The 20,625-nt window shown below is 36.8% G+C and carries 21 protein-coding genes; 6 read left to right on the top strand and 15 right to left on the bottom strand.

Features of this window, described 5'->3' with window-relative positions; all coding sequences use genetic code 11:
- Window positions 1-356 (top strand): DinB family protein (locus Q0625_RS08125; RefSeq protein WP_298825630.1); only part of this gene is annotated, 356 nt, incomplete at its 5' end.
- A 107-nt stretch (window positions 357-463) separates the two neighbouring features.
- The gene (sucD, locus tag Q0625_RS08120; protein ID WP_298825627.1) at window positions 464-1,336 is read left to right on the top strand and encodes a succinate--CoA ligase subunit alpha; all 873 of its coding nucleotides are present in this window, start codon (window positions 464-466) and stop codon (window positions 1,334-1,336) included.
- 371 nt (window positions 1,337-1,707) lie between these two features.
- Here the strand turns inward: sucD and Q0625_RS08115 are convergent, their stop codons facing one another.
- From Q0625_RS08115 to Q0625_RS08075, 9 genes are all read right to left on the bottom strand, one after another.
- Window positions 1,708-2,268 (bottom strand): glutathione peroxidase, encoded by a 561-nt coding sequence (locus Q0625_RS08115; protein WP_298825624.1) that lies wholly within the window; start codon window positions 2,266-2,268, stop codon window positions 1,708-1,710.
- A gap of 9 nt (window positions 2,269-2,277) precedes the next feature.
- On the bottom strand, window positions 2,278-3,918 hold the full coding sequence (locus tag Q0625_RS08110) for a DUF6138 family protein (RefSeq protein ID WP_298825620.1): 1,641 nt from the start codon (window positions 3,916-3,918) through the stop codon (window positions 2,278-2,280).
- 77 nt (window positions 3,919-3,995) lie between these two features.
- Complete coding sequence (locus Q0625_RS08105; RefSeq protein WP_298825617.1) at window positions 3,996-4,490, bottom strand: YqiA/YcfP family alpha/beta fold hydrolase; 495 nt, start codon at window positions 4,488-4,490, stop codon at window positions 3,996-3,998.
- A 3-nt stretch (window positions 4,491-4,493) separates the two neighbouring features.
- A complete protein-coding gene (locus Q0625_RS08100) occupies window positions 4,494-5,165 on the bottom strand; it encodes a response regulator transcription factor (protein WP_298825614.1) in 672 nt (223 codons plus the stop codon).
- On the bottom strand, window positions 5,162-6,190 hold the full coding sequence (locus tag Q0625_RS08095; RefSeq protein ID WP_298825611.1) for a sugar-binding protein: 1,029 nt from the start codon (window positions 6,188-6,190) through the stop codon (window positions 5,162-5,164). The genes Q0625_RS08100 and Q0625_RS08095 overlap by 4 nt, the downstream gene beginning before the upstream one ends.
- A 9-nt stretch (window positions 6,191-6,199) precedes the next feature.
- Window positions 6,200-7,594, bottom strand: coding sequence for a peptidase M14 (locus Q0625_RS08090; protein WP_298825608.1), 1,395 nt, complete (start codon window positions 7,592-7,594; stop codon window positions 6,200-6,202).
- Window positions 7,591-10,002, bottom strand: coding sequence for a hypothetical protein (locus tag Q0625_RS08085; RefSeq protein ID WP_298825603.1), 2,412 nt, complete (start codon window positions 10,000-10,002; stop codon window positions 7,591-7,593). The genes Q0625_RS08090 and Q0625_RS08085 overlap by 4 nt, the downstream gene beginning before the upstream one ends.
- A 3-nt stretch (window positions 10,003-10,005) precedes the next feature.
- Complete coding sequence (locus Q0625_RS08080; RefSeq protein ID WP_298825600.1) at window positions 10,006-10,299, bottom strand: DUF4834 family protein; 294 nt, start codon at window positions 10,297-10,299, stop codon at window positions 10,006-10,008.
- A 135-nt stretch (window positions 10,300-10,434) separates the two neighbouring features.
- The gene (locus Q0625_RS08075; RefSeq protein ID WP_298825597.1) at window positions 10,435-10,977 is read right to left on the bottom strand and encodes a thioredoxin fold domain-containing protein; all 543 of its coding nucleotides are present in this window, start codon (window positions 10,975-10,977) and stop codon (window positions 10,435-10,437) included.
- A 438-nt stretch (window positions 10,978-11,415) separates the two neighbouring features.
- Between Q0625_RS08075 and Q0625_RS08070 the strand changes: the two genes are divergently transcribed.
- Window positions 11,416-12,309 carry a cation diffusion facilitator family transporter gene (locus Q0625_RS08070; protein WP_298825594.1) on the top strand — a complete coding sequence of 298 codons (894 nt, stop codon included), beginning with the start codon at window positions 11,416-11,418 and terminating at the stop codon, window positions 12,307-12,309.
- Here the strand turns inward: Q0625_RS08070 and Q0625_RS08065 are convergent.
- Entirely contained in the window at window positions 12,298-13,377 is a 1,080-nt protein-coding gene (locus Q0625_RS08065; protein WP_298825591.1) for an AMP-binding protein, read from the bottom strand. The two genes, Q0625_RS08070 and Q0625_RS08065, sit on opposite strands and share 12 nt — an antisense overlap.
- Window positions 13,378-13,385: 8 nt before the next feature.
- Window positions 13,386-14,252, bottom strand: a complete 867-nt coding sequence (locus Q0625_RS08060; RefSeq protein ID WP_298825587.1) for a CPBP family intramembrane glutamic endopeptidase — start codon at window positions 14,250-14,252, stop codon at window positions 13,386-13,388.
- Between the two features lie 65 nt (window positions 14,253-14,317).
- Here Q0625_RS08060 and miaA point away from each other — a divergent pair, with 65 nt between their 5' ends.
- The 3 genes from miaA (at window position 14,318) to Q0625_RS08045 (ending at window position 17,155) form a co-directional block, all read left to right on the top strand.
- Window positions 14,318-15,223 carry a tRNA (adenosine(37)-N6)-dimethylallyltransferase MiaA gene (gene miaA / locus Q0625_RS08055; protein WP_298825585.1) on the top strand — a complete coding sequence of 302 codons (906 nt, stop codon included), beginning with the start codon at window positions 14,318-14,320 and terminating at the stop codon, window positions 15,221-15,223.
- Window positions 15,224-15,381: 158 nt separating this feature from the next.
- Entirely contained in the window at window positions 15,382-16,095 is a 714-nt protein-coding gene (locus Q0625_RS08050) for a DUF6577 family protein (protein ID WP_298825582.1), read from the top strand.
- Window positions 16,088-17,155: a nucleotidyl transferase AbiEii/AbiGii toxin family protein gene (locus Q0625_RS08045; protein WP_298825580.1), complete on the top strand. Its 1,068-nt coding sequence runs from the start codon at window positions 16,088-16,090 to the stop codon at window positions 17,153-17,155. Before Q0625_RS08050 ends, Q0625_RS08045 begins: the two co-directional genes overlap by 8 nt.
- A 163-nt stretch (window positions 17,156-17,318) precedes the next feature.
- On the opposite strand, the gene Q0625_RS08040 is transcribed toward Q0625_RS08045, so the two are convergent.
- From Q0625_RS08040 to Q0625_RS08025, 4 genes are read right to left on the bottom strand one after another with little or no spacing between them, the layout of a single operon-like run.
- A complete protein-coding gene (locus tag Q0625_RS08040) occupies window positions 17,319-17,963 on the bottom strand; it encodes a hypothetical protein (RefSeq protein ID WP_298825578.1) in 645 nt (214 codons plus the stop codon).
- A 4-nt stretch (window positions 17,964-17,967) separates the two neighbouring features.
- A complete protein-coding gene (locus Q0625_RS08035; RefSeq protein WP_298825576.1) occupies window positions 17,968-18,939 on the bottom strand; it encodes a hypothetical protein in 972 nt (323 codons plus the stop codon).
- A 33-nt stretch (window positions 18,940-18,972) separates the two neighbouring features.
- The gene (locus Q0625_RS08030; RefSeq protein ID WP_298825575.1) at window positions 18,973-19,959 is read right to left on the bottom strand and encodes a hypothetical protein; all 987 of its coding nucleotides are present in this window, start codon (window positions 19,957-19,959) and stop codon (window positions 18,973-18,975) included.
- 46 nt (window positions 19,960-20,005) lie between these two features.
- Window positions 20,006-20,311 (bottom strand): hypothetical protein, encoded by a 306-nt coding sequence (locus Q0625_RS08025; protein WP_298825574.1) that lies wholly within the window; start codon window positions 20,309-20,311, stop codon window positions 20,006-20,008.
- Window positions 20,312-20,625 lie beyond the last annotated feature (314 nt).

The raw sequence follows: 20,625 nt of genomic DNA, 5'->3' as shown, positions 1-20,625 counted from the left end.
TCGCTAATCTACGTCCTTTTTCAGGAATGGTAGAGGAGTTTCTAAGAGTTATGGACTATCTTTTTAAAGAAAGATTTCAAGAGAAACATACACTTTTCTTAGAAGGAAATTTTCCTACCACCAAAGTTGAAGTATTAGCTTTATGGGATAGAGCGACAGAAATTCTCGATCGTGAATGGAAAGAAGTGGGAGATTTTACCCAACCTCTGACTATCTATCAAATGACCTTTAGCTTTGCTCAATGGATATTGTACTTTATTGAAAATGAAAGTCATCATAGGGGACAGGGCTATACTTACCTGAGAGCCTTGCAAATAGAGCCACCTTTCTTCTGGGGAAGGGAAAGTTTTCAATAGTGATTAGTTACTAATGATTAATGTCACAAATCATTGAATATTATTTCATTTTTTCTTGGAAATTTGAAAAAAAATAAGTAACTTTGTGCTCTAAAAAATTCAAACCAATGAGTGTATTAGTAAATAAGAATTCAAAAATCCTTGTACAAGGTTTTACAGGGAGTGAAGGGACTTTCCATGCGGAGCAAATGATTCAATATGGAACCAATGTAGTGGGAGGAGTAACTCCGAACAAAGGAGGACAAACACACTTAGGAAAGCCTGTTTTCAACTCTGTAAAGGAGGCGGTAGAGAAGGTAGGAGCGGATACTTCTATTATCTTTGTACCACCTGCATTTGCAGCTGATGCCATTATGGAAGCTGCTGAAGCAGGGATTAAAGTAATTATCGCCATTACAGAGGGAATTCCTGTGGCTGACATGGTAAAGGTTGCTGCCTATATCAAGGACAAAGGTTGTCGCCTTATAGGACCTAACTGTCCAGGGGTAATTACTCCAGAAGAAGCAAAAGTAGGTATCATGCCTGGGTTCGTATTCAAGAAAGGAAAGGTAGGTATCGTCTCTAAATCAGGTACTTTGACTTATGAGGCTGCTGACCAAGTAGTACGCCAAGGCTTGGGTATTTCTACTGCAATAGGTATAGGGGGAGACCCTATTATAGGTACCACTACAAAGGAAGCAGTGGAACTCTTCATGAATGATCCTGAAACAGAAATTATAGTCATGATAGGAGAAATCGGAGGTCAGCTAGAAGTAGAAGCTGCTCGCTGGATTAAAGAAACAGGCAACAAGAAACCTGTAGTAGGCTTTATCGCTGGAGAAACAGCGCCTAAGGGACGTACTATGGGACATGCTGGTGCCATTGTAGGTGGTAGCGAAGATACTGCTGAAGCCAAAAAACGTATCATGCGTGAATGTGGTATCCACGTGGTAGATTCACCTGCGAAAATCGGTGAGAAAGTAAAGGAAGTATTGAAATAATCTCCACATAATACAAATAGGATAAAGCAAGAGGCTAAGGTCAGTAATGACTATTAGCCTCTCTTTTTGACTATATTAAAAAATTCCTATAATTTATATTATGTAAAATAGAGTTTAGGAGTTAGTGATTGGAATTTACTAATAAGTCCGTCCTTTAGCGCTTGACTACTGACTCGAATCAACAGTTAAGATATTATTTGCTAACTTTATAAGACGCAATAAATTGCGTCTCTACATAGACGCTGGCTAAGACAACTCTTGATGCGTGTATTACTCGTAGAGGCGCAATAAATTACACCTCTACGAATTAGATTATACAGATGTTTTTAACTACTGATTCATACTACTGACCACTGCCTTCTGACTACAGACTACTGAGCACTGATCCACTGAATAACTTCTGGGTCATTAGGTACGGTTTTTGGCGCTATCACTTTCTCTAGGTGTCCGTCCTTTCCGATGAGGTATTTTTGGAAGTTCCAGCTTACTTTGGAGTCTGCTACGCCATTCTTAGACTTCTGCGTAAGAAACTGATATAAAGGGTGCATATCCTTGCCCTTGACAGAGATCTTACTCATCATAGGGAAACTTACCCCATAATTCACCTGGCAGAATGTGGCTATTTCCTCATTGGTACCTGGTTCTTGTTTGAGAAAATTATTGGCTGGAAAGCCTATAATGACAAAATCCTTGTCCTTATACTGTTGGTATAGTGCTTCTAACTCCTTATACTGAGGGGTCAGTCCGCACTTGGAGGCGGTATTGACAATCATTACTTTCTTGCCTTGTAGGCTTGACAATGGGAACGCTTTCCCTGTAATGTCCTCTACTTCAAATTGGTAAATGGTTTGGTCATTCATTTGTTTTTTGGTTTGTGCTTTTCCTAACATGATTCCCATGAGGAAAAGGAAGATTAATTTACTTACTTTCATTTTTAATTATTAATTTTTTACTTTTTTCTTCCATTGCTTGCCGTAGATAGCATAATAGATATCTTCTTCGTAATATTTGTAGAAGCCTTGCTCTTTGTTAGCCTTAAAAAAATCTTCTTTTTCTTTGAGAAATTTTGTGAGTAACTCTTTGTTTTCTGGCTTTTCCATTTCTTTTTCCAAGTTCTTGAATACCATATCAAACTGTGCCGAGGTGATTCCTTGGCAGATAAGTGGTAAGGATTTTTCATTCACTCCATAACGGTCTATAAGGGCACTAACGAAATACTTGTGTATCATTTGGTGTTCGTCGTCCAATAGCGCAAAGTATTGGCTCACCAAGGGAAAGTACTCCTCCCCTATCAGTCCTAAGCCAAAAACAGCATAACTACCCGGCATACAGCTTTTCTCACCTTCTTCTACATCATTGTACCACTGAAATTCTTTCATAGCCACCTCGGTATAAGCCACCAATTTAGGACGTAATTCCTCGTATTGCAGTGCTTGAGCAAAGAAACGATGGGTAGGCGACTTGGCAATCCCTTTGATATCCAAAAACTGTTTAGGAGCTTTGCTGCTGAACTTGATATGGTAGCTAGCAGGGAAATCAGCTTTGAGTAGGGCGATGATAAAATCCAACGCTTTGTCATAAGCCATAGCTGATTCCTGTTTGATTTTCACACTGATTTCAGCAAAAACATCATTGGCATCGCATTCCACTTCGCTATCCTTGTAATGAATAAGGTCGTTAGGCAAGATACCTGTTCCCTCTTTGAGGTACATAGCCGCTTTTTTAGAGCCTAATTCCTTAGCGGCTCGCTCTAAATCCTCACAAGCAAACTTTACATCCCAACTATATTCTTTGTGTTTGATATGCCAAAGAGCTTGTGCGACAAATAGGTTTAGTTTAGCGTTATCTATATCTTTTGCTTGCAAACCTTCCTTGAGTGTATATTTTTTTGACCAATCACTTCCTTCTACTTTGTAATATAGCTTCATAAAAACTTTTTCTTTCCATACTCTAGTATGGTAAAGCAAGCACCATTGATACTCCTCTAGAGTCTTTTTCCATTTAGGATCTATGAGGGTAATCCCTTTATTGAGGATTTCAACCACCTTATCCTCACTATAACCAGTGAGTTCAAAATCAAAGAGCCTGTCAAAGAAAGTATGCACTTCCTTCTCTTTCATTTTTTCGGTAGCTTCATAGATTACCCTTTGTACATAGGTATCCAAGCATTCTTTGAGTTCTGCCTTGCGCTCAGGGTGTTCCAATCGCACCTGTTTACGTGCGTGATGCCCTGAGGCTGAAAGAAAATCAAACACTAAGGTAAGTTTGTACTCAAAGCAATAATAAAACTCAGGATTAAAGAACATTTGAGTAAGTTGTTCTTCCAAAGCAGGAAGTAACTCATTGTCTATGAAATCATCAGGAAGCTGCTCAAAGTCTTTGATGGTAATAGAAGGACTACCCAAATATTCTTCAGGTGTATTGCCAAACGTTATTTTATCTTTTCGCTGTTTTATCTTGAAGTAATCAGTAATACCTTCCCAAAGTTCATTTCTTCCATAAGGTTGTTTAGGGAGGTCTAATCGGTCAAAGGTAGCAGTTACCCTTGATAGTATTTCTTGGATGATGATTTCTGTGTTCATTATTTTTGAGTTTAGGTACTTTATAAATAAAGAGCTACAAGCTTGTACCAGCTTAGGGACTGACGACTGACAGCTGCCTACTGACTACTGATTTTGTCAAAGAAAAATTTCAATTCTTGAGAAAAAATCTCAATGGGATAGAGGTGCCCCATATTTTGTATAAGATGTATATCTATCTGTTGTTTAGAAGTTTTGTCTGCTAAGGCTATGGGCAATATTTCTTTATAAGGTACAACTTCGTCCTGCATACCCATGACAAGGAGCATGTATTGCCTATACTGCTTATCCCAAAAGGGAGCAAAGGGTAGCTCGTGCTGGTAGTTCAGCGCAGGATTGAAGAGTATGCAGGGTTTTTGTAGCTTTTGGGCTAAGAAATAGCCAAGAAGTCCCCCTGCACTAGAGCCAATAATCACATCAATATTTTGGTATTCCTCGCATAAGTGAGAGAACAGCTCGGGGTTATTTTTGTAATCAAAGACAGGGGCTAGTATTTCCCCATAAGGGGCGAGTATCTCTTCCCTATCGGCATGCAAATAGCTGTCTAAGCCATGCAAATATAGGATTTTTCTCATAATCTAAACCAATTTATACCCAATCCCATAGACGGCTTGGAAGTCAATTTCTGCCCCTAAGGATTTGAGTTTTTTGCGTAAGTTTTTCACTTGGGAGTATATAAAATCCAAGCTATCCACTTGATCTATATCATCGCCCCAGATAGCCTCCGCTAAGGTGGTGCGCTCCACTAATTTCTCAGGGCGAATCATAAAGTAGTAAAGCATTTCATATTCCTTTCTATTCGTAGTCATTGGTTTTCCTTCCACTATCACACGCCTATCTTCAGGATATAGCGTTACATTTTTGTAGGCGATGAAGTCCTCCCCTTGCTGGTTCTTACGGCGAATAATGGACTTAATTCTCGCCAATAGTTCTGCCAAGTGGAAAGGTTTCGCCAAATAATCATCAGCCCCTTTTTCGAGTCCTAAGACCTTATCTTCCACTGAATCCTTGGCAGAGAGGATAAGTACAGCTGTATTCTTTTTCAGCGCCCTAAGTTCGTCCAATAGCTCCATACCACTCCCCTTGGGCAACATGATATCTAAGAGAATACAATCATAGTCATAGTCGGCTATTTTCTTCACTCCAGAGGGGTAATCATGGGCGGTCTCTACCAAGAAATTTTCTTTTTCCAAGAAAGTTTGCAAGGTAGAAAGCAGGTCTTTTTCGTCTTCTATAATGAGTATTTTCATAAATGATAGGAATACTTCACTTGAGTTAGGTATCTTATTTTACCCTGTACATAGGTAACTTTTTGAGTCAGCTGTCCTTTTGTATCATATTGATAAATGGTTCTTTCTTGTTCTATATCGCCCTTATAGACAATCTCTTGCAAGCGCTTATCATAGGGAGTATATAGGTAAAATTTGCGTTCTTGTTCTACTCCATAAGCATCATAAATGGTGTATTTTGAGATCGCCCCTCGGTGATCATAGAGGTAGGATTCAGTGGCTGTAATGCTATCTTTTTCATTGATATAAGTGAGTTGTTCTTGCGCTCCTTCGTAGGTATAACGTATACGACGAGGGGCATTACTCTGCTTATAGTTATAGGCAAATTTCTCCTCAATGATACTGTCCTTGTATTTGTAACTCTCTTTTTCTTTGAGCAACCATAGGGACATATAGTGGTAATAGGTTTCCTTCTCTTGTTCCTGTCCCTTTGTATTATACTTATAGACTTCCTTAGTAAAGGGCTGCCATTTTTTCTTTTGAAACTGATATTGAATGATATTGGAAAGATACCCTTGCTTGTCATAATCTATCTCATATTTGCTAAATAAGGCGAGTGTATCCAAGAATTCATAAGAAAATCGATTGATTTCATAACCTAAAGTATCATAGGTATGATTGGTCAACTTCCTATTGAAGCAGTTATCACTTAGTGTTTTGCAGATGTAATCTTCCGCAATCACTCTATGGTCCTTATCATAGTACCAAAAAGATTGTTCTTGTAGATAATTATTCTTATAGAAACTTTCTATCTGATACCCTTCCGCATCATAAGTGAGAGTAAGCTCATCAAATTTCATTTGGGAGGTTTTTCCTGAAAGGGAATCCTCCACAAAGGAATAATTGATAAAAGTTTGTGTATGAATAGGAGCTTCTACGGTATCCTTCTTTAAGTCAGGATGGGGCTTCTTCGCCACAGGCTTTTTAGGAGGTGTTACCGTACAAGAGAATAATAATAGGGATAAAAAGATATAAAATAATCTCATCAAACAAACTTAATTAGTTTTGCTATTTTTTATACTAAATATAGGATATACCCACAAACTGTCCTTAGGAGTAGGAAGAAAAGGTAACTTACCTGCCCGTATAAAACGATTATTGGCATGAGGTTCTAGGGTCTCCAACAGGTATTTACGTCCTCTCTGTTGGGTCAAGATAAGCACATCTCCTTTTCTGATGGCTACTTTCTGTTGCTTTGGGATCATTTTCTCTCTGATTATATTATAATCAATCAGAGGCAAACTGTCCTTGGGCATTTTTAGCACATAAGACTGTACTTCCATAAGAGAATCTTTTTCAAAAGTAGTCATTTCTATGGCATTATCCTTGAAATGACCTATCATATCTGTAAAAAGTTGTGGAACAATATAAGCCTGTGGGATAGTTATTGTATCTTTGGGGTGAGAAAGTATATATTTTTGTTGTTGTAACCCCTCTTTCTCATCCAAATCCTGCAAATTCTTAATCAATTCTCTATGTGAATTGGTGATCAAAATGATACTCTTCAGGGCACTATGTATTTCTTCTACCCGCTTTTTGTAAGGAATCCCCTTATGAGTAGCTATATAAAGTGCCAATGTATTCCATAGAGAGGTATAACCTACAGAAGTATCAGGCACTTCACGCATTATAGACTTGTATTGCAATCTCTTTTGTGGGATACTGTCCACTCCCCTATAAGTCCCCCCTAAGGAGTCATTGAGCTGTGGAATCAGGTTATCCTTGAGGTAGTACTTTATCTTCCCCAAATTCTCAGTCATAGCACTCTGATAATAAAGGATTTCTTCACTATTCTTGACCTTTAGCGTACGAGTATCTACAAATATATGAGGGGATAATTGTTGGAAAATCGCTACAAATGATTGAGTATTAAGTGTTTTATTCTCAATAAAATCCTCAGACAAGTCTCTGTTTATAAAGGTGTTAATCTTATTTTTGAAAAAGGGTTCTTGCTCCATCTGTCCCAAATAGTTCATCATCGGAATGACAGCCACTACTGTATTCTCTGGAACTGCTATTTGTTTCTGTGCCAAGTTTCGCATCAGTTGCATGCTAGCATCAATTCCTTCTCGCTCATCGGGTGAGCTTCCATTGGCAATGAGAATGATGAGTTTGTCTTTCTTAATACGATTGAAATCAAAGATACCCTCATTGTTATATACCACTAGGTACAAGGGAATACCACTATCAGTATTTCCCATAGTTTTGAGCGAAATACTTCCATAATTGGTAGCCAATTTCTTGTAAAAATCAATAGTCTCTTGGTAAGATGAACCATGACTCCCATCAGAATGCTCAAAGGGAGTTATAAAATCCTCTTCAGGCGTAAAGATAGGTGTATTACAAGCTGTAAATAAGACCATTAGGGCAAATATAGACAGAGTTCTCATTCGTTGGTACGTGGTTTTTTACTTATCAAAACAATACCTAAAGCAATAAGCACAAAGACAATCGTTGAAACCAAAGAGATATATCCCCCTGTTTGCACTATTTGTGGCGCAAAGGTGAAAGTAAGGGTATGTTTCCCTGGGGGAATCACTACTCCTCTGAGGATGTAATCTACCTCGTGGATAGGTAGCGGAGTGGTATCATCCAAAACAGCTGTCCAACCATGAGGATAATAAATCTCAGAGAAAACAGCCAGTCCTTCTGACTTATTATCTGATGTATACACCAACCTATCGGGCTGATACTCTTTTAACTCGATAGTAGCCAAGCTATCTAGCGCATATCGGGTCTCCTTAAGCGATTTGTCCAAAGTTATTGCATGCTTCTTGGGGGAAAGTGTATCCAAGGATTGCATGAGCTTATCGGCATTCTCTGCTATGGAGAGCTGTTTTACAAACCATGCATTGCCCAGTGCATTCGGATTTTCCATTACTTGAGTTGCCCCTGATCTATCGGTTTGTAGTATGTATTTTACATTGAGCAGGTTGAGTATTTCCTCGTTTTTATTTTTGTAAAGTTGGTAATCGAATAGCTCTTGTATTCTTCTAGGTTTGGCAGCATGATACCCTCCTACGGAGTGAAAGCTATAAGATGTTCTCGCTCCATTGAGCGCTTCATTGACTGAAAACACACGATAATAGCTCTTATCCTCCAATATTTTCTGTTCCTCCTTAGAAAGGGCGAAATAATTTTCTTTTTCCGATGGAAAAGCATAGTTATCCTCGCTTAGATAACGACTGGTCACTCCAGCAATATCTGCTACAAGTAGAACGGAGATAAGAAGAAAGGCTAATTTTTCCTTGATTTTCTCTATCGAGAACAGATACAACACGCCAAAAGCAAGAATTACAAAAATGAAACTCCTAAGAATATCGGCTGTATACATCGCCTCTCTATCCTGCTTGATCAGCTGCATAAGCTCCTCCCCATAAGCTTGGGCATAATAAGCATCGCTTGCCCCCTCAAAAGAAAGAGCAGACTTACCTATCCAAAGTAGCAATAGGATTCCCCCTACAATAGCCCCAGTATAGTATAAGTAACGCTTATAATTATCCCTTTTCTCATCCGTCAAGTAGGTATAAAGCCCCAATATGGCCAAGGCTGGCATACAGAATTCCAAAATGGTCTGCACTGAAGATACTGCACGGAACTTGTTATACAAGGGGAAATAGTCAATCATTAGATCCGTAAGTGTACTAAAGTTCTTTCCCCATGAGAGCAACAAAGAAAGGACAACGCCCCCCAAGAGCCACCACTTAGCTTTTCGTTTTACCACAAAAAGCGCCAATACAAAGAAAAAGAAGATAAGTACACCTACATAGGCAGGTGCTGCCACAATAGGTTGATCTCCCCAATAAGTAGGTAAGTGTCGCGTAAAATCCAAGACCTGTGCTTGCGGATAGCTTTGTATAAGTCGCTCATATACTGCTGATTTCTCCCCTAAGTTCTCATGATTAGACCCTCCTAGCAGGCGAGGTACTATTAGGTTTAGGCTCTCATACACCCCATAACTATACTCTGTAATATAGTCCTTACTCAATCCATGTGTATGAGTCTTTGCAGTACCATCGGCATTGAGCAACAAATCGGATTTGCCACGAGTACTAAAAGCCTCGTACTCCTTGGTGGTGAGTAGCAAGGTTGCATTCATAAGTACAGCTAATAAGGCAGCTGCTACTAATGTAAGAAAAGATTTTGCAAAAGGTTCCCACTCCTTGGTACGGATAGTCTGATACAGTTGGTAGGCGCCAAAAACCAATACCAATAGCAGCAAGTAGTAAGTCATTTGGAAATGGTTTGCACTGATTTCCAAGGCTAAAGCTAAGGTAGTAAGTAGGAAAGCCCATAAGTATTTTCGCTGAAAAGCCAGTACTATCCCTGCCAATACAAACCCAAAGTAGCCAATAGCATGTGCCTTGGCGTTATGCCCCACGGTGAGAATGATGATAAGATAGGTAGAAAGCCCAAAGGTAATTGCCCCTATAAAAGCATATCTATAACGTACTTTCATGGCTAACAAAAAGACATAAAAGCCTAAAAAATAGAGAAATAGATAGTCGGCAGGGCGAGGGAGAAAGCGAATTACTCTATCTATTTTTTTGATATAGTTATATGGATATTCAGCCCCTAGCTGATAAGTAGGCATTCCTCCAAAGGCACTATTTGTCCAATAGCTCTCGCGCACTTCACGAAAATCATTGCGCTCCTTGGACATACCTATGTATTGCACTATATCACTCTGTTGCATTTCCTTCCCTTGTAGGATAGGATAAAAGAAAGCCAAGGCAATCCCCATAAAAAGCAATATACAAGCTATATGAGGAAGTATTTTTTGAAATTTTTCTTTCATTTGCTATTCTATTTCTTCAAAATCAATATACTCTCCGACTATTTTTTTATCTTTTTTCTGTTCTGTACCTGTTGCCCCATACTTATTCCTAGAACTATAATACTGCTGTTGCGTATTTCGTCCTTGAAAAGTCTCCTCTTGGAAAAGCTCTTTTTCTACGGTATTCATGTGTCTTCTGATTAAGAAACGCAAAGCAAAAGGAATCAGTAACATACCTATCCAAAACAAACAAGCAAGTACAAGAAAAACGGTAAATAACATACCTAAAAAATCTACAAATGAGGCTTGTTGTATCATAATTTAAATTTTTGCCAAAAGTACATTTTTTCTCATTACTAACCAAATTTTCTTAGAGAAAGTTTTGGGTCATAAAAAAAATCATCTCAAAGCAAGCTCTGAGATGATAAAATTAAAAATGTAATAAATATGAAATCAATTCTTAAAAGTTCCTTTGAATGTTTTCAGATACTTATCATACGCCTCTTGGGTAGTTACTGTAAGGTAAGTATTATTCCCTGCAAACTTGATAAGTGGTTCGAGCTGAGTGGCAGTCATATAACCTACGATAGGAAATATAGGCGCTCCTTTTTCATCAAAAATAAGCATAGTAGGATAAGAGTTTACACCCAATGCTCCAGCAAAATCATGCATACCATTGCGGGTATTAGCCTTGGCAGGGTCATAGTTGTTGTTCTTATAAGTGGTACCCTTGTAGGTTACCTCTTCATTGCCTTCAGCATTGAACTTTACTGCATAGAAATTGTCATTGATATACTTTGCAAAGTCTTTGTTTTTGAATGTTCTCTCAGACAACATTCTACAAGGACCACACCATGTAGTATATACATCTACAAATATCTTTTTAGGTGATTTCTGTTGTGCGGATAGGGCATCATTCATACTCATCCAATTAATTTCCTGGGCTGAACCTACCATGGCAACCAACAAGAAAAATAGTGAAAAAATCTGTTTCATTTAGGATTCTTTATTTAATTCAATATTAGGGTATCAAAAATAGTGCCAAACTTTTTCTTTTCTCAATGAGTTCTGTTGTACTATGAATTTATTTTTGCTCTTCTGATATCCTATTCCCTATTATTTTTTATATTTTTATTTTATACAAAATATTGGTTTTCATATAATTAAAAAACTTTATATGAATTAAAAGTTCAAATATAATTGAAATTGTTTTTATAACTAATTGAAATTAAGTTATCTATAATGATTTTTATAAACTTATTTAATGTAAATTAATTGTAAAATACATATAAGTACTAGTTTATATGATTTAATATAATAATTTGATAACCATAGTTTTATATTTTATTAAATTATATATTTATAAAAAGAAGATTTTTTTATCTATCTTTGTGTGTTTGTTAGCTGTATTTTGAATCATAAAAAACATCTCTTATGGAAAAGAATTTACCCCATCATACTGCTTTTTTTAGCATCTTTGCCAACTTAGCCTTGGCAGGAGTAAAGATCAGTGCAGGGGTATTGGGAAATTCTTATGCCCTAATAGCCGATGGAATAGAATCTGTTTCTGATGTGTTTTCTTCCTTCTTGGTCTTTTTAGGTCTGAAATATGCTGAAAAGCCAGCTGATGCAAACCATCCTTATGGACATGGGAAGATAGAACCTTTGATTACCTTTATCATTGTAGGCCTACTGATCGCCTCCGCCCTACTGATTGCTTATCAGAGTTATCAAAATATCCTTATCCCGCACCAAAGTCCTAAGGCATGGACTCTTATACTCTTAGGCGGAATTATTCTATGGAAAGAAATAAGTTTTCGTATTGTATTGAGAGACAGTAAAAAGACAGGTAGTACCTCCCTCAAGGCCGATGCTTGGCACCATAGAGCCGATGCTATTACCTCTGTGGCTGCCTTTATTGGGATTAGTATTGCGCTGCTCTGTGGAGAAGGATATGAGACGGCTGACGACTGGGCTGCATTGATAGCTTCAGGGATTATATTGGTCAATGCTTATTTGATCTTCCGCCCTGCTCTTGCGGAGATCTTAGATGAAGATATGTATGATGATTTATCTCAGAGAATCAAACTGTTATCCAAAGATGTACCAGGGGTATTGGCTGTAGAAAAGTGCCATATTAGGAAAACAGGTATGTCCTATTGTGTGGATATACATATTATTGTCAATGGGAATATTAGTGTAAAAGAAGGTCATGATATAGCACATACATTCAAAGATACCTTGCAACAACAAATTCCCTCTATTGCCTCTGTACTGATTCACATAGAACCCGATTATAAGGATATTCAGTTTAAGTTACAAAAGTAACTTCGCTGTAGCTTCTCTTTGGATTTTTTCCGATGCAGTAAGCTGAAAATGAGGTAGAAAATATATTTTTTTAGGAAGCTCGTACTTAGAAAATACAGTTTCTTTTTGTAAATTCTCAAGCAAATGCGGATAGTCTGCTTCCCTACCCTCTACCAAAAGAATCACTCGCTCTCCCAATAGTGCATCCGGTTCCTTCCAGATAAAAAACCTATCAGAGATAAAAGACGAGAGTTTGCGCTCAACTCCTTCAGGATAGATTTTCACCCCTGCTGAATTGATGATATTGTCCAAACGCCCCAGCCACTCGAAAGCATGTGCCCCATGTAATCGTACCACATCATGGGTGTGTATCTCTCCTGCGGCTACTTCAGGGCAATGAATCACAAGACAACCCTGCTCGTCCTGCCAGACCCTACTCTCCCCTATCGTGGTGTATACCATACTATGTCGCTCCTTAGGAGCTATGGGGCGCAAGGCTATATGAGAAACCGTTTCGGTCATCCCATAAGTAGCGTAAATCTCGGTAGGTATTTCCTGTAACAAGGCTTCCATAGGTGCTGAAATAGGTGCGCCTCCCAAAATAATCTTCTTAGCCCGATGAAGCTCACTCAAGGATTTCATCGCTTGCATGGGAGTCAGGGCTACAAAATCAAAACAATTGGAGGTATCAGCAAAGGGGGTACTACTAGGAGGAAGTAGTTCCAAAGAAAGTCCTAATACCAAAGCCCTTACGATCATCATCTTTCCCGCAATATAGTCGGTAGGCAATACGCAAAGAGCGCTATCCCCAGCTTGCAACTGAAGGAAAGCTCCTGTAAGCATTGCTGAACGAATCATATAGGCTTTCTTGACAGCTATCTGCTTAGGAGTACCTGTTGTGCCTGAGGTATGTAGTGTTATGGTCTCTTGAGGTGCCAACCATTGGGTAAGGAAGTCAGCTGTTTTCTGCAAATAAGACTCTTTACTCTCTGCAAATGAGCTTATAAGGTGCTGTAACCCCTCCCAATTACAGAGAATCCCATTGATTTTTGCCTTGCTATGTAAGTGATTTTTTACAAGTGTATTCATGGCTATTCTTAGTTAATCTTCCCCAAAAGTCTTGCCCTCCAATCACTCCAGCGGTATTTCTTAGCAAAAATAAAAAGCAGTAAGAACAAAGGCAAGTAGAACGTAATTACATAGAGTATGGTAATCTCTGGAATAGTGACCTCCTTAAGCAAAGAAGGCGTTTGGAAAGCACTCCATTGGGAGGTTGTCAGAAAAGAAATAAAGAAGTTATTGGCAATATGGAACCCTAAAGCAAGTTCTAACCCATTGTCCATAAGGGTGATAACCCCTAAGAAAAATCCTAAACTGATATAGAAAACTAAAAATCCATAACCCATTTGAGCTATTTCAGGGTTGGCTATGTGTACCAATCCAAAAAACAAAGAGCTAAGCACTAAGGGAATCCAACGATTTTTTGCCAAAATAGCCGTACCTTGTAGGAAATACCCCCTGAAAAAGTATTCTTCAAAGCCTGCCTGAAAGGGAATAAACAGAAAAGAAATCAGCAACAAGGTAAAAAAGGGAGCTGGCTGGAAGTTCCACTGGTAATCTTCGGGAAAAAACAGATAGCTAAGTGCTGTTTGTGCTACTATAAATAATCCCCATAGGGAAAAACTAAAGAGAATCCTCCCAAAGTCAATCTTTTCCCGCCCTGTGGTAAACTTTACTATGGGTTGCTGGTGTATAAACTTGGCAATAAAAAACAATCCCCAGAAGAAAAGAAGGAAAAGCCCTACATTCATCGCAAAAAAAGGCAGCTCCCCCATTTGTGCAATAAGCACATTAAAATCCACTTTGGGTTGAAAGAAAGCATTGATATTGATCAAGAGGAACAATCCAATAGGTAGTATATAGAACCATTGGTTCTTGACAAAAAAACCATTTTTAATATACATATTTTGAAAAAAAATTATACTTTTGCAAAAGTACAAAAAATACTTTACTTACAAAAGAGACCCAGATGAATTTCTTAATTAATATAGTAGGTACTACTGCCATAGGGAAAACAGCTTTGGCTATTGCCTTAGCTCAACACTTTGATACAGAGATTCTTTCTTGTGATTCCCGTCAGTTCTACAAGGAGATGCGTATAGGTACGGCTGTTCCTTCTCCAGAGGAATTGGTTGCTGCCCCTCATCACTTTATCCAACACAAAAGTATCTTTGACAGCTATTCAGTAGGCGATTTTGAGCGCGAAGCTACTGCTTTCCTATCCGATTTCTTCCTTAAAAAGCGTATTATCATTATGGTAGGAGGCAGCGGTCTTTATAACGATGCTATACTTAAGGGATTAGACGATTTCCCCCCTACAAAAGAGGGCATTCGTGAGCAGCTCAACCAGCTATATCAAGAGGAAGGTATCACTGCCCTACAACAGCAACTCAAGGCATTAGATCCCACCTATTATGACAAAGTAGATTTGCAAAATCCGCAGCGTATCATACGCGCCTTGGAAGTATGCCTTAGTGGCGAGCACCCTTATTCCTATTACTTGCAGCAGAAAACTACCCAGCGCAACTTTACGCCTATTACCATAGGGCTTACAGCTGATCGGGAGGTGATCTACGAGCGTATCAACCAGCGTATGGAAGTAATGCTCCACTCAGGGCTACTCCAAGAGATAGAGCAGTTCCTCCCCTACCGCGACCTTAATGCCTTACAGACGGTAGGTTACCGAGAGTTCTTTGACTTCTGGGACGGTAAGGCTACTCTCACCGAAGCTATAGAGAATGCCAAGATGAACACCCGCCGCTTTGCCAAGCGCCAACTCACCTGGTTTAAGAAATCCCCCGATATACAATGGTTTGACTACAAAGAAGATAGAGAGAAAATCATAGACTACATTGAAAAGAGTTTTGAGTTATAAGTTTTGAATTTTGAGTTATTTACAGAAATAGAATTTAGGAATGTATTCATTTCATTACGGACTACTGGCTATCATTTTATTATATTAGATTTTGGCAATAAATTTGTTTTATTGCCAAAATCTAACTATCTTTGTACCGAATTATTACTAATAGTAGAATGAATACCAATAATATCATTATAGATTTTGCAAACACCAATAAGGAGTTCAAAACGAAAGACTTATCTGATTACCTTTCTGGTAAAATTGATGTTTCCTCAAAGATGCTATCGTGGCATTTACGTAAGTTAATGGATGAAAAAAAAATATTTAGATTAGGAAAGGGAGTGTATACAACAGCACCCAAAGCCATTTTTCGTCCAATTCCTAACGCTATTTCTATTCGGTTGTATAAGAAATTAAAAGCAGCATATCCGTTATTAGACTTTTGTATCTATAATGGAGAAATTCTATCTGACCTACAACATCACCTATCCTATAACAACAATATATATATAGAAACGGAGCGTGATGCTACTGAAACCATATTCCACTTTATAAAAGACATACACAAGCGTTGTTTTCTTTCTCCAAAAGAAGATATGATGTCCGATTATGTCCATTTGGACAAAAAAGCATTCATAGTAAAACCTCTTATTTCGGAGTCGCCCATACAGGAAGTAAGTGGTATAAAGGTACCAAGTATTGAGAAACTCTTAGTTGATATCCAGTGTGATAGAGATTTCTACTACTTACAAGGTCAAGAAACCCTATATATGATGCAACATGCGTTTACCAACTATAATGTGAATATAGGTTTGTTGCTGCGCTATGCCTCACGGCGCAATATTAAATCACAAATAGAAAAGTATATCCAAGATTTATATGATTAAGAAAGAATGCCTAACCACCGAGTGGATAAAGTCTGTTTCAATACGCAACAAGTATAAAGACCTGAATCTGATAGAGAAAGTTATTAGGGCTATGTCCTTATTAGAGATGTTGAAATTATCAGGTTGCCCTTTCTGTTTCAAGGGAGGATCGGCACTGATGCTTATTTTGGGAGGATATACTCATCGACTATCCATTGATATAGATATTATCTGCCCGCCTGGCACAGATATTGAAGTTTATTTAAAAGATATAGAAAAGTTCGGATTTATCTCTAAAACCCTTGAAGAACGACAGCAGAGGAACTCCAATATTCCCAAGAGTCACTCGAAATTCTTTTATCATATCACTTATAAAAATGATGATAAACTTGCGTATATACTGCTTGATGTCCTATACGAAGATTTGCCATACCATGCCACTGAAGAAATTGAGATCAAAGGACCTTTTGTAGAATTAGATAACGAACCATTGAAAGTAACTGTACCATCCGCTGCTGATATTCTTGGTGATAAACTTACAGCATTTGCCCCTAATACCTCAGGTATTCCTTATCTCAAAGGGGATAGAGATTGCTCGTTGGAAATCATCAAGCAGCTATATGATATAGGTAGATTGTTTGAACATACTCTTAACTTCCAACACACTAAGGATACCTTTACACAAATCGGAAAAATGGAGTTACAATACCGAGGCTTCCCCCCTGAACTATCACTTATTTATGAGGATATTCGGGAGACCTCTCTGTCTTTGGCGACCAAAGGACAAATGGGTAAAGGTGATTTCAAAATGCTACAAGATGGTATTAAGAAATTAGATAACTACCTCTATAAAGGAAAATATCGCATAGAAGAAGCTATCATAGATTCCGCTCGTGCGACTTATCTTGCAACCTCAATAGAAAAATCAAACACAAGAATTGAGAAATACAATGGAGATCCAAACACCATACTTACTATGGAATTATCTCCTGCAGTCAATAATAAACTCAACAAATTAAAGAAAATACTCCCAGAAGCCTTTTTCTACTGGGTTAAAACAAGTGAGCTATTACAAAAATAAACTATTAGATTTTGGCAATAAAACAAATTTATTGCCAAAATCTAACTAATTTAATAGGTTCATTTTTGCCGCAAAATCACCCCTACAAAGATATAACGCGAAATTTGTTAGTACTTTATAGGGGTGGTGGTTACTTAGGATTTCTTATTTAAGTAGACGTATATTATAAGGAAAAACACTCTTTAAGTTCATCATATACTGTTTGATAATGAAAACTGGAAGCTGAAGGATGAGTAATATACATAGCAGGAATTTTTTTATCTTTCACTTTGTAGTAGTACAAACCTTTCCCGTTATTTATTAGAGTATTTTCCTTAGGAAGATATTCTCCTGTATAAGGTAATTTTGTCCAGAGTCTTTGTCCCCATACTATAATTATATCTGGCTGATAAGTCTCTAAGATTTCCCAAAGTGCTTTTTCTGATTCAGCGAATTGTTCTTCAGTAGGAGATTGACGAGGAGCAACCATAGGTACTTGCACATAATTATAAAAGGCTACATGTTCCCAAAAGTCTATAATTTGTTCTTCTGATAAGTCTCCATTATTAAACGCTCTAGAGAATTTAGTAAAGGTACGCATCCAATTGCTATGTTCCTTGTTACCTCGCTGATATTCTTTAAAACTTTCTACCACCTCATTAGTAAGACTTTCCCATTCAGGATAATCCTCTATACTTGTATTTCCTTCTTCATCTACACAATAATGGCTTTCGCCTAATACTAATACTTTTTTACCATGGTATCCTTGTTCGTATTTATCACCTATATAAGGGATAAAGAATACATTTTTGAACTGTTTTGCTTCCATATTTTTAGTAATATTCTATAATTCGTTCTGTTAAAAAATTATTTTGACGTTTTTCTACCCAATTACCTTTCTCATCATATTTATAAGTTATTTTACTACCATCTTTAAAAGTTTCTTCTATAAGATTATTCCTATTATCATACTTATAAAAAGTCCTGCTACCATATGATGTTATTTCTTCTACAAGATTGTTATTATTGTCATATTTATAAGTAGTTTCTGTTCTTTCTAAGCTATTATTGGGATGATAAACTTTTACTTTTTTAATTAGATTATTACGTTCATCATAATTATAAAAATAATCTGTATAATCTAATCTTCTTTCTTCTACTATCCTACCTTTGGTATCATATCTCTTTATCTCACCATCAGAACAAGTCTCTTCTATTAGATTCCCATTTTCATATTTGTAATTATAAGTACGAATTTTGTCTATAGGTATTTTTTCTATCTCAAAGTCACCACCTTCAGAATAGTAAAAACCTTTTAGGGTTTCTTTAATGAGTTTATCTTTTTCATCATACTGAAATTTTTCAGTAGAAATGACTTCTCCTTTAGCATCATATGTCGTAATTTCAATGACTAGATTTTTGTCATTATATTTAGTAATTATCTTTCCTTCATTCATACAAAGATATCCTCTACAATAACTTTCTTTACTTTTGATAATATTATTACTATATGTATAAACGCTTATATATTTTAGAAAAACTTCTCCTTCTGAATTATATTGTTCATTTTCTACTACATTTCCTCTTTCGTCAAAAAAGACTTTATATGGACGTTCTTCTTCTGTTATAAAAAGTGTTTTGTTTTGGTTTTTATCAATCTCATATATAGTTTCTTTTAAGGATTTTACTTTCCCATTTAAACTTCCGGTGTTGAATGTTGTAGTATCTGTGATACTATTATTTTCTTGAGAATTACAAGATAGAATTAAAAATAGAGCAATAAATACAAAAATACACTTCTTCATTTTTAATATGATTTTTAAAATTAATTTTTTTCATTAATTGCATTCTTCTATAATTTCATCAATTGTTTTGCCATTAATTAGCCCACCTTCATAAAAATTAATAGTTTCATCAGCAAGAGCTTCTATACTTTCTTGACTAAGGTCTTCGCCTTTTCTCAATAAATTATAATCAAAGCTGTCAATTAGTTTACAGCCTTGTATCCAATCTTTTGATGCTCCTTTTTGAGCATAACGATAAGAAGCATATTGGCGATTATTATAGAAGTCAGACCAATAGGTGATATAAGTTGATCCGTTATTATTGGTATCTCCTACCCTAAGCCACATACCTGTTTCTTCTCCTTTTACTCGCCACCATAATATTCCATCTTCTTCTATAAAATCAGTGAGATTCTTTCCTAATCTTTCCTGAACTAAGTCTTTGATTTTCTGAATATATGATTTTCTATTAAGGTAAGGTAGAATATGTTCTTCAAGTTTGTTGAGTTCGAGGGCAACTTGCTTTTCTATAGCTCCTCCTAAACCTATTTCTTTGGCTAAAACATTGATAATACTATACAAGTAGGTTTGAACCTGTTTCTTACTTTCTACGTTATTCTGTTGTTTTTGAGCTTCTATAGCTATGGTGTTGAGGGATCGTAAAATACTTTCTGAACTTTCTGGTTTAGCATAAGGGATAATATCCTTTGCTACTAATTTAAGTAATTCATTAAGTTCTTCCATAGAAATATATCTATCATCCCATACCCTCCATAGTTCTTCTATAAAGTTATTGAAAAGTTCGGATTTCTTTTCAAAAACTTTTACGTTTCTTTCCTTATCTTCTTCGCTAGCTGTTTGTCCTTGTAAAAGGAATACAGTAATAATGGCTGTAAAGATTGCCCCAATAGCAGAATTATTGATATTCTCAACTAACTTAGGCATTTCTCCTTCGTAGATAATACTAAATACAAATATACTTAGTGAAATAGCTAATAGAATGCCTAATGCAATGAGTAATTTACTTTTGAATAATTTCATTTTTCATTATTTTTAAAAGTAAGGGCTTTTTTAGCCCTTACTTATTTTAAACATATTTACTTGAAAGTTCTTTAAATTTTTCATCATATACATAAACCTTATTACTCTTTAAAAAAGTAATTGTTCTCCCTGCTACATTTCTAAATTGTCCAAGAGTGTTCTCAAATTTTGATGAAATTTCTTTGAGATTTTCATCATAAACATAAAATTTACTACCTTTAAGAAACACTATGATTTCTGAACTGAATCCCATCAATTCACCAATAGTGTTTTCAAATCTCCAAGAAATTTCTTTTTGTTTTTCATCTTGTACACAATACTTATTGCTTTTTAGAATTACATTTGAAATCATAAACTTAAAATTTTAATCTTCTTCCCTACTCTATTACAGGCTTTTCGGGTTTTCGCCTTATATAAACTCAGCTCTTCGGATAGCTGTTTTATCTCTAGGGGCAAAATTACAATGCGTGTTAGACAAACTGTGACCGTTTTGATTAATTTAACAAACAAAAAAGCAAACCTACTCACGAAAAAATTTCGTAAGCAGGCTTGCTTTTCTCAAATATTTTTATATACGAATTGCTTAAGCTAAGACACAATAAGGGCTTGCGTTGCGTTGCGTTGCGTTGCGTTGCGTTGCGTTGCGTTGCGTTGCGTTGCGTTGCG

Source organism: uncultured Capnocytophaga sp. (assembly GCF_938029845.1).
In the GTDB taxonomy this organism is placed as follows: Bacteria; Bacteroidota; Bacteroidia; order Flavobacteriales; family Flavobacteriaceae; genus Capnocytophaga.
The sequence above is the reverse complement of the archived record's forward strand: the minus strand, read 5'-3'. Positions and strand labels throughout refer to the sequence as shown.